Annotated in this window: 11 protein-coding genes; 9 read left to right on the top strand and 2 right to left on the bottom strand. The window is 73.4% G+C overall.

The window, feature by feature from the left end; all coding sequences use genetic code 11:
* Positions 1-68: 68 nt before the first annotated feature.
* Positions 69-1,307 (bottom strand): Ig-like domain-containing protein, encoded by a 1,239-nt coding sequence (locus tag ACFWJB_RS20935; RefSeq protein WP_385463298.1) that lies wholly within the window; start codon positions 1,305-1,307, stop codon positions 69-71.
* Positions 1,308-1,470: 163 nt separating this feature from the next.
* Between ACFWJB_RS20935 and glgX the strand changes: the two genes are divergently transcribed.
* Positions 1,471-3,723 (top strand): glycogen debranching protein GlgX, encoded by a 2,253-nt coding sequence (gene glgX / locus ACFWJB_RS20930; RefSeq protein WP_386923940.1) that lies wholly within the window; start codon positions 1,471-1,473, stop codon positions 3,721-3,723.
* A gap of 33 nt (positions 3,724-3,756) precedes the next feature.
* Here glgX and ACFWJB_RS20925 read toward each other — a convergent pair whose 3' ends face one another.
* Entirely contained in the window at positions 3,757-4,638 is an 882-nt protein-coding gene (locus ACFWJB_RS20925) for an alpha/beta fold hydrolase (RefSeq protein ID WP_386923938.1), read from the bottom strand.
* A gap of 137 nt (positions 4,639-4,775) precedes the next feature.
* Here ACFWJB_RS20925 and ACFWJB_RS20920 point away from each other — a divergent pair, with 137 nt between their 5' ends.
* The 8 genes from ACFWJB_RS20920 (at position 4,776) to ACFWJB_RS20885 (ending at position 18,011) form a co-directional block, all read left to right on the top strand.
* Positions 4,776-4,871 (top strand): putative leader peptide, encoded by a 96-nt coding sequence (locus ACFWJB_RS20920; RefSeq protein WP_386923936.1) that lies wholly within the window; start codon positions 4,776-4,778, stop codon positions 4,869-4,871.
* A gap of 60 nt (positions 4,872-4,931) precedes the next feature.
* Positions 4,932-6,332 carry a sulfatase gene (locus ACFWJB_RS20915; protein WP_386923934.1) on the top strand — a complete coding sequence of 467 codons (1,401 nt, stop codon included), beginning with the start codon at positions 4,932-4,934 and terminating at the stop codon, positions 6,330-6,332.
* A gap of 131 nt (positions 6,333-6,463) precedes the next feature.
* Positions 6,464-8,293 carry an ABC transporter ATP-binding protein gene (locus ACFWJB_RS20910; RefSeq protein ID WP_386923932.1) on the top strand — a complete coding sequence of 610 codons (1,830 nt, stop codon included), beginning with the start codon at positions 6,464-6,466 and terminating at the stop codon, positions 8,291-8,293.
* A complete protein-coding gene (locus ACFWJB_RS20905) occupies positions 8,290-10,158 on the top strand; it encodes an ABC transporter ATP-binding protein (RefSeq protein ID WP_385463283.1) in 1,869 nt (622 codons plus the stop codon). The genes ACFWJB_RS20910 and ACFWJB_RS20905 overlap by 4 nt, the downstream gene beginning before the upstream one ends.
* Complete coding sequence (locus ACFWJB_RS20900; RefSeq protein WP_385463280.1) at positions 10,155-11,927, top strand: ABC transporter transmembrane domain-containing protein; 1,773 nt, start codon at positions 10,155-10,157, stop codon at positions 11,925-11,927. Before ACFWJB_RS20905 ends, ACFWJB_RS20900 begins: the two co-directional genes overlap by 4 nt.
* Positions 11,924-13,717, top strand: coding sequence for an ABC transporter ATP-binding protein (locus tag ACFWJB_RS20895; protein WP_385463277.1), 1,794 nt, complete (start codon positions 11,924-11,926; stop codon positions 13,715-13,717). The genes ACFWJB_RS20900 and ACFWJB_RS20895 overlap by 4 nt, the downstream gene beginning before the upstream one ends.
* Positions 13,718-14,014: 297 nt before the next feature.
* A complete protein-coding gene (locus tag ACFWJB_RS20890; RefSeq protein ID WP_386923929.1) occupies positions 14,015-16,042 on the top strand; it encodes a M4 family metallopeptidase in 2,028 nt (675 codons plus the stop codon).
* A gap of 319 nt (positions 16,043-16,361) precedes the next feature.
* Positions 16,362-18,011, top strand: a complete 1,650-nt coding sequence (locus tag ACFWJB_RS20885; protein WP_385463271.1) for a M4 family metallopeptidase — start codon at positions 16,362-16,364, stop codon at positions 18,009-18,011.
* Positions 18,012-18,065: the final 54 nt, after the last annotated feature.

Below are 18,065 nucleotides of genomic sequence, written 5' to 3'. Positions count from 1 at the left end.
GGCCAGGGACGTTGCGGCCAAGGGAATTGTCACTGTTCCGTACCGAGTTGGCGCCGTGGGGCCCCGCGTCACCGCACCGCGCCGCCCGCCTTCCACGCCTTCCAGCCCATGTTCCACCCGCCGAGCCCGTTGTCGGGGGCGACCGTCCGGTCCTTGCTGTTGACGACCTCGACGACGTCGCCGATCAGGCTGCGGTCGAAGAACCAGCCCGCCGGGGTGCCGGTCCCGCCGCCCTTGACGTCGCGCAGGCCGACGCAGCCGTGGCTGACGTTGGCCCGGCCGAAGGTGTCGGCGGGCGCCCAGTAGTTGCCGTGCAGGAAGGTGCCGGAGCTGGTCAGGCGGATGGCGTGCGGGACGTCGGGGATGTCGTACTCGCCGCCGAAGCCGACCGTGCGGCTGTTCATGCGGGTGACGTCGAGCAGCTCGGTCACCACCATCCTGCCGTTGTAGGTGGGCGTGGTCGGTGCGCCCGCGGTGATCGGCACGGTGGCCAGCAGGGTGCCGTCCCGGCGCACCTCCATGGTCCGCTCGGCCGCGTCGACGAGCGAGACCTGGCTGCGGCCGACGGTGAAGGAGAACGTGCGGTGCTGGAGCCCGTACACCCCCGGCGCGCCCTCGACGTCCCGCAGCCTCAGGGCGACGGTGACCCGGGTGCCGGGCTTCCAGTAGGCCTCGGGCCGGAAGTCGAGGCGGTCCTTGCCGAACCAGTGGGGGCGGACCTCGACGGCGGGCTTCGCGGTCACGGAGACGGCGCGTTCCACGGCGGCGCGGTCGGTGACCTCCCGGTTGAACTCCAGCGAGACGATCATTCCGGTGCCGACGACCGAGCGGTTCTCGGGGGCGACGTACGCGATGAAACGTTCCTCGGGGACGTAGGTGGTGAAGGTGGTGTGCCGGGCCGAGCGGCGCCCGTGGCCGTCGAGGGCCACGGCGTCGACGGTGTACTTCGCGGCCAGCGCGAGCCGGTCGCCGGTGGGCCTCCAGCTCAGGCCGTCGGCGGAGATCCGGCCGGGCACCGGGGTCTCCCGCGCGTCCTGCGACCTGACGACCCGCACCGATTCCAGCCGCCCGTCGGGCACCCGCACCGACAGTCCCGTCTCCGGCCGCACGCCTTCGCTCGCGTCGTCCGGGGTGACGCGGATGGCCTCTCCGGGCGCGGGCGGCTTGCCGAACACGCCCCCGAAGCCGGAGCCGCCGCCGCTGGTGCCCGAGGTGCATCCGGCGGCCCCGGCCAGCAGTCCTGCCCATGTCATTACGGCGGCCAGCGCGGCCCCCGCGCGCCGTGCGCGCCCATGTACGTGCCTCACATCCACCCGTAACGACCGGCCGGCCCTGGGGAAACGTGAGTGCGAGCCACCGGGTGGGCAGAACAGTGGGGAGGACGACGCGACGGGGAGCGGCGGTCGGGACACCGTGCGCCCTTTTTCCCGTCTCTGCGACGTCGTTCCACGAGCCGCAGGAGGCTGACAGGTGTCCAGCGCAGCCGAGCAGGAGGCGGTGGCCGGCAAGCGGGCCGCCGAGGACGGGCGCCCCGCCGTCGTGGTGAACGGCGCGCGGCGTGCCGCGCCGCCGCCCGCCGTGCCGGCCTGGCCCGGCACGCCGGTGCCGCTGGGCGCCCGGTTCCGGACGGGGCCGGACGGGGTGCCGGGGACGAACTTCGCGCTGTGGGCGGGCGGCGCGGAGGCGGTGGAGCTGTGCCTGTTCGACGAGCGGGGCGGGGCGGAGCGGCGGGTGCGGCTGACCGAGCTGACGCACGAGGTCTGGCACGGCTTCGTGCCGGGCGTGCTGCCCGGGCAGCGGTACGGCTACCGGGTGCACGGCCGCTGGGACCCGTGGACCGGCGCCCGCTGGAACCCGGCGAAGCTGCTGCTGGACCCGTACGCCCGGGCGGTGGACGGCGAGTTCGGGCTGCCGCCCGAGGTGTACGGGCACGTCCGCGACTGGCCCGAGCAGCACGTGGCGGACACCGTGCGCGACGACCGGGACTCGGCGCCGTACGTCCCCAAGGGCGTCGTCGTCCACGACGACGACGACTGGTCGGACGACCACCGGCCCAAGACGCCGTGGGCCGACTCGGTGATCTACGAGCTGCACGTGCGCGGTTTCACCAGGCTGCACCCCGGCGTTCCCGAGGAGCTGCGCGGCACCTACGCGGGCCTGGCGCACCCTGCGGCGACGGAACACCTGGTGAAGCTGGGCGTGACCGCGGTCGAGCTGCTGCCGGTGCACCAGTTCGCGCACGAGGACCACCTGCTGAGGCGGGGCCTGCGGAACTACTGGGGCTACAACTCGATCGGCTACTTCGCCCCGCACGCGGGTTACGCGGCGTCGGGGACGAGGGGGCAGCAGGTCGGCGAGTTCAAGCGGATGGTGCGGGCCCTGCACGCGGCGGGCATCGAGGTGATCCTCGACGTGGTCTACAACCACACGGCGGAGGCGGGCGAGCTGGGTCCGACGCTGTCCCTGAAGGGCATCGACAACCGCGGCTACTACCGCCTCCAGCCGGACGCGCGCCGGTACGCCGACTACACCGGCTGCGGCAACACCCTGCACGTCGTGCAGCCGCACGTGCTGCGGCTGATCACCGACTCGCTGCGGTACTGGGTGACGGAGATGGGGGTGGACGGCTTCCGCTTCGACCTGGCGGCGGCGCTGGCCCGCTCGATGCACGACGTCGACATGCTCTCCCCGTTCCTCGCGGTGATCGCGCAGGACCCGGTGCTGCGCCGGGTGAAGCTGATCGCCGAGCCGTGGGACGTCGGCTCGGGCGGCTACCAGGTGGGCGCGTTCCCGCCGCTGTGGACGGAGTGGAACGACCGCTACCGGGGTGCCGTGCGGGACTTCTGGCGGCACGCCCTGCCGGACGTGCGGGAGATGGGCTACCGCCTGTCCGGCTCCAGCGACCTGTACGCCTGGGGCGGGCGGCGGCCGTACGCGTCGGTCAACTTCGTCACCGCGCACGACGGGTTCACGCTCCGCGACCTGGTCTCGTACGAGCGCAAGCACAACGAGGCCAACGGCGAGGGCAACCGGGACGGCGCGGACGACAACCGGTCCTGGAACTGCGGCGCGGAGGGCGAGACGGACGACGAGGACGTCCGCGCGCTCAGACGGCGCCAGCTGCGCAACCTGCTGACCACGCTGCTGCTGTCGACCGGCGTGCCCATGCTGGTCGCGGGCGACGAGATGGGACGCACCCAGCGCGGCAGCAACAACGCCTACTGCCAGGACAACGAGGTCGGCTGGGTGGACTGGAGCCTGCTGGAAGATCCGGACTGGCGGCCCCTGTTCGAGCTGGCCTCCCGGCTGATCGCGCTGCGCCACCGGCACCCGGTGCTGCGCCGCCGGGCCTTCTTCTCCGGCCGGGCGCACTCCGCGGACGGCCTGCGCGACCTGGCCTGGTTCACCGCCCGGGGCACGGAGATGACGGAGGCCGACTGGTACGCCCCCGCCGCCACCCTGGGCATGTACCTGTCCGGGCGGGACATACCCGGCCGCGACGAGCGCGGGGATCCGGTCACCGACGACAGCTTCCTGGCCGTGCTGCACGCCGGTGACCGGCCGGTGGACTTCGTGCTGCCGGGGGCGCCGTGGGCGGAGCGGTACGAGGTGGTCGTGGACACCGGCAGGGAGGAGCAGTCGCGGGCGCCGGACGAGGAGTACGCGGCCGGGGGCCCGGTCACCGTGCCGGCCCGGACGGTGCTGCTGCTCAGGGCGGGCTGAGCCGGGCCGCCCGGGGGCGGGGCGGCGTCCGGGTCACCGCTTGAGGAACTCCAGCAGGTCGGCGTTGAAGCGGTCGCGGTGGGTGATGAACAGGCCGTGCCCGGCGTTCGGGTACTCGATCAGCTCCGCGCCCGGCACGATCCGGGCGGTGCGCCGGCCGGTGCGCTCGATCTGGGCCGAGGCGTCGGCGGCGCCGTGCACGACGAGGGTGGGCACGTCGACGGCGGCCAGCGCGGCGCGGTGGTCGTACCGGAACGCCGCCTCGAACAGCTGCGCCAGCGCCCAGGGCGCGGTGGACAGGCACTGCCTCATGGTCCAGTCGATCAGCGCGGGCGAGACGTCGTTGCCGAGGTGGGTGGCGAACCAGGGCTGGGCCCGGTCGGCGAACCACTTGGGCCGGTCGGTGCGGAAGGCGTGCAGCGTCGCCTCCAGCGCGGCCTCCGGCGCCCCCTCGGGGTTGTCGTCGGTGAGCAGCAGGAACGGCAGCACGGCGGAGACGAACGCCACCCGGGACACCCGCTCCCGCCCGTGCCGGGCGAGGTACCGCGCCACCTCGGCGCCGCCGACCGAGTGGCCGATCATCGTCACGTCGCGCAGGTCGAGGTGGTCGAGCAGCGCCGCGATGTCGTCGGCGGAGGCGTCCAGGTCGTAGCCCTTGGAGGGGCGCTCGGAGCGGCCGTGGCCGCGCCGGTCCAGGGTGACGCAGCGGTAGCCCCGCTCGACGAAGTACGGGATCTGGTACTCCCACATGTCGCCGTTCAGCGCCCAGCTGGCGACGAACAGCAGGGGCTCGCCCTCCCCGTGCTCCTCGTAGGCCAGCCGGGTGCCGTCACGGGTCTCGAAGAACATGAACTCCCCCTCGGTGGTGGTCTCGAACAGGGCCCCAGTCTCCGCGGGCCGGCCCGGACGGGCCATTCCCTCCCGGGTAATGGCCGCGCGGATCCCGGCGCGGACGGCGTCGCGTCCCGGCGTGTTGCGGCTCCTTGTCGGCTTCGTGAACGCGTCGGCGATCTTCTTGACCGGGCCGGGCCCGGCTGACAGCGTCCCAGGTCATGAGGCCCGTCGCCGTTCCCCGGCTCGTGGGTGCCGCGCTCGTCGCGCGCCGCCACGTCGATCTGTGCCGCCAGTCCGGCGCCGTCTGTCGCTGACCCGCGCCCTCGCACGTCCCTTTCCCTGGCTCTCCCTCCCCCTCCTCCCCTGGATCCCCCATGCCCGAGATCTCCCGTCGTGTCTTCGGTGGACTGGTCGGCGGCGGGGCGGTGACGGCCGTGGCCGGTACGTCCGCCACCGCCTCGGCCGCTCCCGCGGAACGCCCGTTCCGCTCCCGTCCCGCCTCCGCCCGCCCGCGCAGGCGCCCCAACATCCTGTTCGTCCTCGGCGACGACCTCGGCTGGGCCGACCTGTCGTCGTACGGCGCCCCGCACATCCGGACGCCCCACCTGGACCGGCTCGCCGCGCAGGGGGTGCGGTTCACCGACGCCTACTCCGGGTCGGCGACCTGCTCGCCGACCCGGTTCAGCCTCTACACGGGCCGCTATCCGGGGCGCACGGAGGGCGGACTCGCCGAGCCCATCGGCGATCGCGCCCAGGGCCTCGACCCGGACCACCCGACCCTCGCCTCACTGCTGCGGCACGCGGGCTACGCGACCGCCCTGATAGGCAAGTGGCACTGCGGATGGCTGCCGGACCACAGCCCCACCAAGTCCGGCTGGGACGAGTTCTTCGGCAACTTCGGCGGCGCCCTGGAGTACTTCTCCAAGCTCGGCCAGCTCGGCGACTACGACCTGTACGAGGGCGACGCCACCTACCGGGACCTGCGGTACTACACCACGGTCCTCACGGAGCGCGCCGTCGAGTACGTCGGCCGCGACCACGACAGGCCCTGGCTGCTCAACCTCAACTACACGACCCCGCACTGGCCGTGGCTCACCGAGGACGACGCGGAGACGGGCGCGGAGATCGCCGCGGAGATCCGCTCCGGGAACGTGCTGGGGGCGCTGCTGCACCGCGACGGCGGCTCGGTGGAGAAGTACCGGGAGATGGTCGAGAACCTGGACGCCTCGGTCGGCCGGGTGCTCGCCGCGCTGCGCCGCTCCGGCCAGGAGGACGACACGGTCGTCGTCTTCGCCAGCGACAACGGCGGCGAGCGCTTCTCCTACCAGTGGCCGCTCAGCGGCGGCAAGTCGGAACTGCTGGAGGGCGGCATCCGGGTGCCGACCGTCCTGCGCTGGCCGGCCGGTGTGGACGCCCGCCAGGTCAGCCACGAGCCCGTCTACTCCCCCGACTGGACGGCCACCCTGCTGGAACTGGGCGGCGCCCGGCCGGACCCGGCGTACCCGCTCGACGGGCACAGTCTCGCCGGGTACCTGCTGCGCGGCGAGAAGGTCCCCGCACGCGACCTGTTCTGGCGGGTGCGGGGCAACCGGGCACTCAGGCGCGGCGACTGGAAGTACTACCGCGACGCGGACGGCCGGGACCACCTGTTCGACCTGGCCGCCGACGCCCGCGAGCAGGCCGACCTCGCCGCCGACCGCCCTGCGCTGCTCGCGGAGCTGAAGGCGGCCTGGGAGAGGGTGGACGGCACCCTGCTGCCGTACCCGGCCGGCTGACGGGGGGGGCACGCCGTATCCGGCCGGTGCGCCGGTGGGTGCGACGGCCGGGGTGGCGTGCCCCCGTACGACTCCGTGCGCGCGGAAAACTCGGTGGGCAGTGTCAGTGGTGAACCGTAGGCTCGCTGCTGATGCCCACGACACCCGCCCCCGCCCCGGACCCCGACGGCAAGCGTTCCGCCGTGCGTTCCCTGCTGCGGCTGTGGCCGTACGTCCGCCCCGTGCGGGCGCGGCTGTCCGTCGCCGCGTTCGTGGCGATCCTCGCCTCCTGCGTGGGGCTGGTGATCCCGCTCGTCCTGAAGTGGATGGTGGACGGGCCCGTCGCCGACCGGGACCCGGCGGGCGTGTGGCTCGGCGCCCTGTACCTGCTGCTCCTGGGGCTGGCGGAGGCACTGCTGTTCGGGCTGCGGCGCCGGCTGGTGGCCCGGCCGCTGGCCGGCGTCGAGGCGGGGATGCGGGCGGACCTCTACCGGCACCTGCAACGGCTGCCGGTGGCCTTCCACGACCGGTGGGCCTCGGGCCAGCTGCTGTCGCGCGGCACGACGGACCTGATGCTGCTGCGCATGTTCCTCGCCTTCCCGCTGACGTTCCTGCTGGTCAACGGCGTCACCATCCTGATCGGCGTGGGCATCATGCTGGTGCAGGACTGGACGCTGGGGCTGGTCGTCCTCGGTCCGGCCGTGCCCGTGATGATCACCTGCGCGTTCTTCGAGAAGAAGTACTCCGAGGTGGCGCGGCGCGCGCAGGACCAGGTCGGGGACCTGACGACCGTGGTCGAGGAGAGCGTGCTCGGCATCCGCGTCGTCAAGGGCTTCGGGCGGCACCGCAGTCAGGCCCGCGCCTTCCACGAGCTGTCGCACACGCTGCGGGGGACGGAGCTGCGCAAGGCGCGGCTGCTGGCGGCGATCTGGGCCGTCATCGTGACGCTGCCGGAGCTGGCGATCGGCGCGGCGCTGGTGGTCGGGGCGGTGCGGGTGGCGGACGGGGCGTTGTCGGCGGGGACGCTGGTGGCGTTCCTGTCGACGGCGCTGGCGCTGCGGTGGCCGGTGGAGTCGATCGGTTTCCTGCTGGCGATGAGTCAGGAGGCGGCGACGGCCACGGACCGGTACTTCGAGGTGATGGACGCGGAGGTCGAGTCGCCGGGAGGTGCCGGTGACCGTGCGCCGGTGCCGGTGAGTGGTGAGCGCGGCCCGGCGGAGCGGGGTGGCGGAGGGTTGCGCTTCGAGAACGTCCGCTTCCGCTACCCCGACGCTCCCCCCGATTCCCCGCCCCTCCTGGACCGCGTCGACCTGCACGTCCGCCCCGGCGAGTCCATGGCCCTGGTCGGCGCGACCGGCAGCGGCAAGACGACGCTGACCGCGCTGATCCCCCGGCTGCACGAGGTGACCGGGGGCCGGATCACGCTGGACGGCGAGGACATCGCCGCCCTGCCCCGCGAGGAGCTGCGCGCCAGGGTCGCCGTGGCCTTCGAGGAGCCCACGCTCTTCTCGGCGAGCGTCGGCGAGAACGTGCTGATGGGGGCCGGCGAGGGCGCCGGCGCCGACGCGCTGGGGCGGGCGCTCGCCGTCGCACAGGCCGACTTCGCGCACGCCCTCCCGCAGGGCACCGGCACCCAGGTCGGCGAGCAGGGCCTGAGCCTGTCCGGCGGGCAGCGGCAGCGCCTCGCGCTCGCCCGGGCCGTGGTCGGCGAACCGCGGTTCCTCGTCCTCGACGACCCGCTGTCCGCGCTGGACGTGCACACGGAGGCCGCCGTGGAGGCAGCCCTGCGCCGGGTGCTCGCGGACACCACCGCGCTGATCGTGGCGCACCGCCCCTCCACGGTCCTGCTCGCCGACCGGGTGGCCCTGCTGTCCGGGGGCCGGATCGCGGCGGTCGGCACCCACCAGGAACTGCTGCGCACGAACGCCGAGTACGCCCATCTGATGTCCGGCGCGGGGGAACAGGAGGAAGACCGGCGATGACGGCCCCCATCACGTCCCCGCCCGCTCCCGGCGAGGCGGAGGATCCGCCCCGGCCCGGGGCCGCGGAGCACACCGGCGACGACTTCGACCGCGACGTGCTGCCCAGCCCGCCGGGCGCCACGGCGGCCCTGCTGCGCTCGCTTCTGGCGCCCATGCGCGCCCGCGTGGCGGTGACGGTCCTGCTCCTACTGCTCCAGCAGGCGGCCGTGCAGGCCGGCCCGCTGCTGGTGGCGTACGCCATCGACCGTGCCGTGCCGGCCTTCCGCGACCGGGACCACGGTCCGCTGATCGCGGTCGGCGCCGGATACCTGCTGTGCTCACTGACCGCCGGCGCCCTGCAGTACGCGTTCATCGCCGCGTCCGCGCGCGTCAACCAGGACGTGCTGCTGGACCTCAGGGGCCGGATCTTCCGGCACGCGCAGGCGCTCAGCGTCGACTTCCACGAGCGCTACACGTCGGGGCGGCTCATCTCCCGCTCCACCACGGACGTCGAGTCGCTGCGGGAGCTGCTCGGCGAGGGGCTCCAGGAACTGGTCGCGGTCGTCCTGTCCTTCGTCTACATCTCGGCGATGCTGCTGTGGCTGGATCTCGGCCTCGGCGCGGTCGCGGTGGCCTCGTTCGTGCCGCTGTACGCGCTGGTGCGGTCGTACCAGCGGCGCGCGGGGCGCGTGTACCGGCAGCGGTCCACGGCGATCGCGGCGGTGATCGTGAAGTTCGTGGAGACGATGAACGGCATCCGGCCGGTGCGGGCCTTCCGCCGCGAGGCCGCCAACGACGCCGACTTCGCCGGGCTGAACCGGCGCCACGAGCGGGCCAACGGCGACGCGCTGCTGGAGATGGCCCGCTACGTCGTCGGCTCCCGCCTGGTCGCCAACACGGCCGTCGCGGGGATCGTGCTGTGGGGCGCCTACCGGGTCGCGGACGGCACGCTGGCGCTCGGCGTGCTGGCGGCGGCCGTGCTGTACCTGCGCCGGCTGTACGACCCGATCGACCGGCTCGGCATGTTCCTGAACTCCTACCAGTCGGCCGCGGCCTCGCTGGAGAAGATCGCCGGGCTGCTGGCCCAGACGCCGTCCGTGCCCGAGCCGGCCGCGCCGAAGGAGCTGCCGCCGCCGGCCTCGGAGCACCCGGGGCGCGAGGTCGTCTTCGACGGGGTCCGCTTCGGCTACCGCACCGGCGGGGAGGTGCTGCCGCGCTTCGACCTGACGGTCCCGGCCGGGCAGACCGTCGCCGTGGTCGGCTCCACGGGCGCGGGCAAGTCGACCCTGGCCAAGCTGCTCGCCCGGTTCTACGACCCCTCCGAGGGGCGGGTCCTGCTGGACGGCACCGACCTGCGCGACCTCGCCGTGCCCGAACTGCGGCGGGGGGTGGTGATGGTGACGCAGGAGGCGTTCCTGTTCTCCGGCACGGTGGCCGAGAACATCGCCATCGGCCGTCCGGAGGCGACGCGGGAGGAGATCGAGCGGGCCGCGAAGGCCATCGGCGCCCACGACTTCATCGCCGCGCTGCCCGACGGCTACGACACCGACGTCCGCAAGCGCGGCGGCCGGATCTCCGCCGGCCAGCGGCAACTGGTGTCCTTCGCCCGGGCGTTGCTCGCAGACCCGGCGGTGCTGATCCTGGACGAGGCGACCAGCTCGCTGGACGTCCCCGGGGAGCGGGCGGTGCAGCGGGCCATGGCGACGGTGCTGAAGGGCCGTACGGCGGTGGTGATCGCGCACCGGCTGTCGACCGTGGAGATCGCCGACCGGGTGCTGGTGATGGAGCACGGCCGCATCGTGGAGGACGGCGACCCGGCCGGGCTGATCGCGGGCACGGGCCGGTTCGCGGACCTGCACCGGGCGTGGCGGGAGAGTCTCGCGTGAGCGGAGCGTGGCGGACGGGCGGCACCTCGATCGACGCCTTCGAGGACCCCGGCACGCCCGACCACCGGGGCGGCTGGCGGTATCTGTGGTGGCTGGTCGGACGGCAGTGGCGGCGCTGCGCGGCGGGGGCCGTGCTGGCCAGCGTGTGGATGGTGCTGCTGGCGGCGACGCCGTACCTGATGGCCCGGGCGGTGGACCACGGGCTGGAGCCCGGTGACCTGGGCGCGCTGGCGGGCTGGACGGGTGCGCTGGCCGCGGCGGGGGTGGTCAACGCCTGGCTGGGCATCCTGCGGCACCGCACGATGACACGGGTCCGGATGGACGCCAACTTCCGCACGGTCAAGATCGTCGTCGGGCACGCGGCGCGGCTCGGCGCCGCGCTGCGACGGCAGGTGGCCGCCGGCGAGGTCGTCACCATCGGGGTGGGCGACGTGCAGACGATCAGCCAGTCGCTGACGGCCGTCGGGCCCGGTGTCGGCGCGGTCGTGGCGTATGCGGCGGTCGGCGGCCTGATGCTGTCGGTGTCGGCACGGCTCGCCCTGGTGGTGCTGCTCGGGGTGCCGGTGCTGGGCGTGCTGCTGGGCCCGCTGATGGGCCGATTGCAGGGCCGGGAGACCGAGTACCGGGAGCGGCAGGGCGTGCTGACGGCGCGGATCGGCGACCTGGCGGGCGGACTGCGGGTGCTGAACGGGCTGGGCGGCAAGGGCCTGGTCGCGGACGCCTTCCGCCGGGACTCGGCGCGGCTGCGTGAGCAGGGCTACCGGGTCGGGTCGGTGACCAGCTGGATCCAGGCCATCGGGGTGGGGCTGCCGATGCTGTTCCTCGGGCTGGTGACCTGGCTGGGCGCCCGGCTGGCCGCGCGCGGGGAGATCAGCGTGGGCGAACTGGTGTCGGTGTACGGCTATGTCGTGGCGCTGGGCTGGCCGGTGGCGTTCCTGATCGAGATGAGCCACCAGCTGAGCCGGGGCGTGGTGGCCGCCCGCCGCGTGGTCGCGTTCCTGCGGCTGGAGCCCGAGCCGGACGAGGGCACGTGCGACGCCCCGGCGGAGCCGTCGGTGCTGTACGACCCGGCGTCCGGGGTGCGGGTGCCGCCGGGGCGGCTGACCGTGCTGGCCGGGGCCCGGCCGGCCGACGCGGCCGACGTGATCGACCGCCTCGGCCGGTACGCCCCCTCCGACGTGACCTGGGGCGGGGTGCGGCTGGCCGACGTGCCGCTCGCGCAGGTCCGGGAGCGCGTCCTGGTCGCCGAGGCGGAGGCCGACCTGTTCGCGGGCACCCTCCGCGACGTGATCGGCGCCGTCGGACCGCACCCGGGGGGCGCGGGCGACGCCGGCGCGTCCGCGGAGGCGCACCTGTCCCGGGCCATCGGCGCGGCCGCCGCCGACGACATCGTCCGGGGGCTGCCCGAGGGACTGGACACGGTCGTCGCCGCGCAGGGCCGCGACCTGTCGGGCGGTCAGCGGCAGCGGGTGCGGCTGGCGCGGGCGCTGGCGGCGGATCCGGAGGTGCTGCTGGCCGTGGAGCCGACGTCGGCGCTGGACGCCCACACCGAGGCCGCGGTGGCGGACCGGCTGCGGGTGGCGCGCCGGGGCCGTACGACCGTGCTGGCCTGCACGTCGCCGCTGGTGCTCGACCGGGCGGACGTCGTGCACTACCTCGTCGACGGCAAGGTCGCGGCCCGCGGGAGCCACCGGGAGCTGCTCGAGGCCGAGCCGGGTTACCGGGAGCTGGTGGCGCGGGACGCCGAGGAAGCGGAGGCCGTGCGATGACCTCGCCGGAGAAGGAGGCGCCGGGGCGGCTCCCCGTCGCCGAGCGGGCCGCCGTGCGACGGGCGATGACGGGTCTGGTGCGGGCCGACGGGCGGGCTTTCGCCGCGCTCCTCTGCCTGAACGCGCTGGCGGCGCTGGCCGGGCTCGCCGGTCCGTGGCTGCTGGGCCGGATCGTCGACGAGGTGCGCGCCGGGGGCGGGGTGGGGGCCGTGGACCGGATGGCGCTCGCCATCCTGGCGTGTTCGGCGGCCCAGTTGCTGCTGGCCCGCTGGGCCCGGTACGTGGGGCACCGCTTCGGTGAGCGCACGCTGGCCCGGGTGCGGGAGCGGTTCGTGGACCGGGCACTGGCGCTGCCCGCGTCCGTGGTGGAACGGGCGGGCACCGGGGACCTGACCACGCGGGGCACGGCCGACGTGACCACCGTCGGCACGACGCTGCGCGACGCCGGGCCGGATCTGCTGGTCAACGCCGTGCAGACGCTGTTCCTCACGGCCGCGCTGTTCGTGATCTCCCCGCCGCTCGGCGTCGTCGCGGTGGTGCTGCTGCTGCCGATCCGGTGGGCGCTGCGCTGGTATCTGCGCCACGCCCGGGACGGCTACCTCGCCGAGGGGGCGGCCAACTCGGACGTCGCCGAGATCGTCGCCTCGACGGTGGCGGGCGCCCGCACGATCGAGGCCTTCCGGCTGGCCGGGCGGCGTGTCGGGGCGAGCCGCCGGGCGCTGGAGGTGTCGCGGCGCGCCCGGTTCCACACGCTGTACCTGCGCAGCGTGCTCTTCCCGGTGATCGAGGTGTCGTACGTCGTGCCGGTGGCGGGCGTGCTGCTGGCGGGCGGGTTCCTGCACGCGCGCGGGATGGTGAGCGTGGGGGCGGTGGTGTCCTGTGCGCTCTACCTCCAGCAGCTGACCGTGCCGCTCGACGAGGTGCTGATGAGGTTCGAGGAACTCCAGCGCAGCGGTGCCTCCTTCGCCCGGGTGGAGGGGCTCGCGCTGGCTCCGCGGGCCGCGGCGGACGACTCGGCGGTTCCCGCGGACGACCGCATCGACGTCTCCGGGGTGCGCTACTCGTACGGCCGGGGCGGCGAGGTGCTGCGGGGCGTGGACCTGACCGTGCGGCCGGGTGAGCGGCTGGCCGTCGTGGGGCCGTCCGGGGCGGGCAAGACCACGCTGAGCCGGCTGCTGGCGGGGGTCGACGCACCGGACGAGGGTTCGGTGACGGTGGGCGGGGTGCCCGTGGTGGCGCTCGCTCCGGAGCGGCTGCGCCGTCAGGTCGTGCTGGTCACCCAGGAGCACCACGTCTTCCTGGGCACGGTCCGCGACAACCTGCTCATCGCCGAGCCCGGGGCGGCCGACGACGCGCTGTGGGCGGCCCTCGCCGCGGTCGGCGCCGAGGAGTGGGTGCGGGAGCTGCCGGACGGCCTGGACACCGAGCTGGGCGGTGACGGCAGCCGTGCCGACGGTCCCCGGGCGCAGCAACTCGCCCTCGCCCGGGTGGTACTGGCCGATCCGCACACGCTGATCCTGGACGAGGCCACCGCCCTGCTGGATCCGACGACGGCCCGGCACACCGAGCGGGCGCTCGCCGCCGTGCTGGAGGGCCGTACGGTCATCGCCATCGCGCACCGGCTGCACACCGCGCACGACGCCGACCGCGTGGCCGTGATGGAGGACGGCCGGCTGACCGAACTCGGCACGCACGACGAGCTGGTGAAGGCGGGCGGCGCCTACGCGGCGCTGTGGGGGTCGTGGCACGGGGAGTCCCCCTCGCCGGACGGCACGGCGGCGACCGGCTGACTGAGCGGGGAGTCAGTAGCGGCGCTCACGGCAACCAATCCGTATATCGAACATGAACGCCCGGACAACGAACGATTTCCGGCCAACTTGCTGACGCGGTCCTGACAAGGGGGGAGATCCCCTGTCACTCTTCCCACGGCCGCTCCACAGCGTCCCCACAGCGTTCACGTCAGCGCTGTGCCGCGGCCGGCTTCTTGCACGTGGTTTCTGCGTACCGCCTAGCTCTGCCCGGCCGGCTCACCCGCCGTCCGGTCTCCCCTGGCCGCGCAACCCGCGGCCACGCAGAAGGAGTCAGTGTTGAGCAGCAACACTCCGCACAGACGCACCTCCCACACCACGCACCGCCGCGCGGCGGGCGTCGCCCTCGCCGGTGTCGCCGCGCTGATCGCCACGGCCTTCCAGGCCGGCGGCGCCACCGCCGCCCCGCGGCCGGCCCCGGCGCCCGGCGCCGAGTCCGTCAAACTCACCCCGGCCCAGCGCGCGGAGCTGATCCGGGAAGCCGACGCCACCAAGGCCGAGACGGCCGACGGCCTCGGTCTGGGAGCCAAGGAGAAGCTGGTCGTCCGGGACGTGGTCAAGGACCGCGACGGCACCCTGCACACCCGCTACGAGCGCACCTACGACGGACTGCCCGTCCTCGGCGGCGACCTGGTCGTCACCACCGCCGAGTCGGGCCGGACCGAGCAGGTCGTGAAGGCCACGGCCAAGGCCATCAAGCCGGCCACCGTGACGCCGAAGATCACCGCCGCGAAGGCCGAGCAGCAGGCGGTCTCCGCCGCGAAGGCCGCCGGCGCCGCACAGCCGGACGCCGACCGCGCCCCGCGCAAGGTGATCTGGGCGGGCAACGGCACGCCGGTCCTGGCGTACGAGACGGTCGTGGGCGGCCTCCAGGAGGACGGCACGCCGAACGAGCTGCACGTCGTCACCGACGCGGCCACCGGCGCCAAGCTGTACGAGTACCAGGCGATCCACGAGGGCACCGGCAACACGATGTACAGCGGCACGGTGACGCTGGGCACCGCGCAGTCCGGGTCGTCGTACACGCTGACCGACACGGCGCGCGGCAACCACAAGACGTACAACCTCAACCGGGGCACCTCCGGCACGGGCACGCTGTACTCCGGCTCCGACGACACCTGGGGCGACGGCAGCGCGACCAACACGGAGACCGCCGCCGCCGACGCCCACTACGGGGCCGCGCTGACCTGGGACTACTACAAGAACGTCCAGGGCCGCTCCGGCATCCGCGGCGACGGCGTGGGCGCCTACTCCCGGGTCCACTACGGCAACAACTACGTCAACGCCTTCTGGTCGGACAGCTGCTTCTGCATGACGTACGGCGACGGGTCGGGCAACACCCACCCGCTGACGTCCATCGACGTGGCCGCGCACGAGATGACCCACGGCGTCACGTCCAACACCGCGGGCCTCAACTACAGCGGCGAGTCCGGCGGCCTCAACGAGGCCACCTCGGACATCTTCGGCTCCTCGGTCGAGTTCTATGCGAACAACTCCTCGGACGTCGGTGACTACCTCATCGGCGAGGAGATCGACATCAACGGGGACGGCAGCCCGCTGCGCTACATGGACAAGCCGAGCAAGGACGGCGCGTCCAAGGACGCCTGGTACTCCGGCCTCGGCGGGATCGACGTCCACTACTCGTCGGGACCGGCGAACCACTTCTTCTACCTGCTGAGCGAGGGCAGCGGCACCAAGACCATCAACGGTGTCACCTACAACTCGCCCACCTCGGACGGCCTCCCGGTCACCGGCATCGGCCGCGCGAAGGCGGAGAAGATCTGGTTCCGCGCGCTGACCACGAAGTTCACGTCGACCACCAACTACGCGGGCGCCCGCACCGGCACCCTGGCGGCGACCGGCGAGCTGTACGGCACCGACAGCGCCGAGTACAAGGCGGTGCAGGACGCCTGGGCGGGCATCAACGTCGGCTCGCGTTCGGGCGGCGGCGGCGGAGGCGGCACGACCGTCGAGAACACCGCCAACGTGAACATCCCCGACTACGGGGCCGCGGTGACCTCCTCGATCACGGTCTCCGGCCGCACCGGCAACGCGCCGAGCAACCTCCAGGTGGGCGTGGACATCGTGCACACCTGGCGCGGTGACCTCCAGATCGACCTGGTCGCCCCGGACGGATCGACGTACCGCCTGAAGAACAGCGGCTACGACTCGGCCGACGACGTGCACGAGACCTACACGGTCAACGCCTCGTCCGAAGCGGCCAACGGCACCTGGAAGCTGCGCGTCCAGGACCTGGGCCGGCTGGACACCGGCTACATCGACGCCTGGCGGCTCACCTTCCCGTAAACCCCACGGGCCTTGAGGCCCAAGGCCCCCACGATCAGGGCGCCGTCCCCGGAGGTTCGACTCCCGGGGCCGGCGCCCTCCCCACGACCGGCCTCTTTTTGCCAAGCCCATACACGGGCAGGGTTGCGACTTTGCCGAGGTCACACGGGTTCACGTTCCCGCAACATTCACCCGCACGTCGATTTTCGGCCAACATCATTCGACCCTCCTGACATGTACGCGGCGTGGGTGCCACTCTTCCCTCACCCGCCGCACAACCTCGCAGCAACGCCGGCCGGCCACCCCACGCCGACCGGACTCCCCCACCGAAGGAGCTTGTGTGTCCTCCCTCTTCGCGCGCCACAAGCGCAGCACCCTGGCCGTCGCCACCGCCGTCGCGGCCGGTGCCCTGCTCACCACCGGCCTGACCGCCGGCGGCGCCGCCGCCGACACCTCCGCGCCGCGTGTCCTGCCCGGCGCCCCGGTGCTGCTGTCGGACTCCGCCCGCACCGCGCTCATCCAGGAGCAGCAGCAGTCCGCGGCCGCGACGGCCCGGCAGATAGGCCTCGGCGCCCAGGAGAAGCTCGTCGTCAAGGACGTCGTCCGGGACGTCGACGGCGCCGTCCACACCCGCTACGAGCGCACCTACCAGGGACTGCCCGTCCTCGGCGGCGACCTCGTGGTGCACCAGGCGAAGTCCGGCGCGGCCCAGGGCGTGACCAGAGCGACCAACGCCACCATCAAGGTCGCCACCGTGACGCCGAAGGTCGCCGCGGCCAAGGCCGAGCAGCAGGCGCTGAGCGCCGCGAAGGACGCCGGGTCCTCGCAGACCGCGGCCGACTCCGCGCCCCGCAAGGTGATCTGGGCGGCCGACGGCAAGCCGGTCCTCGCCTACGAGACCGTCGTCGGCGGCCTCCAGGACGACGGCACCCCCAACGAGCTCCACGTCATCACCGACGCCGCCACCGGCGCCAAGCTGCACGAGTACCAGGGCATCGAGACGGGCTCCGGCAAGAGCCTGTACTCGGGCACGGTGACGCTCGGCACCTACAAGTCGGGCTCCACCTACCAGCTGTACGACACCGGGCGCGGTGGTCACAAGACGTACAACCTGGCCCGCAAGACCAGCGGCACCGGCACCCTGTTCACCGACGCCGACGACGTGTGGGGCACCGGCACCGCCTCCAGCTCCTCCACCGACCAGACGGCGGCCGTGGACGCCGCCTACGGCGCGCAGGTGACGTGGGACTTCTACAAGAACACCTTCGGCCGCAGCGGCATCAAGAACGACGGCAAGGCCGCCTACTCCCGCGTCCACTACGGCAACGCGTACGTCAACGCCTTCTGGTCCGACAGCTGCTTCTGCATGACCTACGGCGACGGCTACGGCAACACCAACCCGCTGACCTCGCTGGACGTGGCGGGGCACGAGATGAGCCACGGCGTCACCTCCAACACCGCCGGCCTCAACTACAGCGGTGAGTCCGGTGGCCTCAACGAGGCGACCAGCGACATCTTCGGCACCGGCGTGGAGTACTACGCCGCCAACTCCGCCGACAAGGGCGACTACCTCATCGGCGAGAAGATCGACATCAACGGCGACGGCACCCCGCTGCGCTACATGGACAAGCCCAGCAAGGACGGGGCGTCCAAGGACTACTGGTCCTCCAGCCTCGGCAGCGTCGACGTGCACTACTCGTCGGGCCCGGCCAACCACTTCTTCTTCCTGCTCGCCGAGGGCAGCGGGGCGAGGACGGTCGACGGGGTCAGCTACAACTCCCCGACGTACAACGGCTCCACCGTCACCGGCATCGGCCGCGCCAAGGCGCTGCAGATCTGGTACAAGGCGCTGACCACCTACATGACGTCGACGACCAACTACAAGGCCGCCCGCACGGCGACCCTGAACGCGGCGTCGGCCCTGTACGGCTCGACCAGCACCGAGTACAAGGCGGTGGCCGCGGCCTGGACCGCGATCAACGTGAGCTGACCGCACGAGCGGCGACACACTGGGGGCGGCCCCCGGGAACCACCGGTTCCCGGG

This window comes from Streptomyces sp. NPDC127100 (genome assembly GCF_042724095.1).
Lineage (GTDB): Bacteria > Actinomycetota > Actinomycetes > Streptomycetales > Streptomycetaceae > Streptomyces.
The sequence above is the reverse complement of the archived record's forward strand: the minus strand, read 5'-3'. Positions and strand labels throughout refer to the sequence as shown.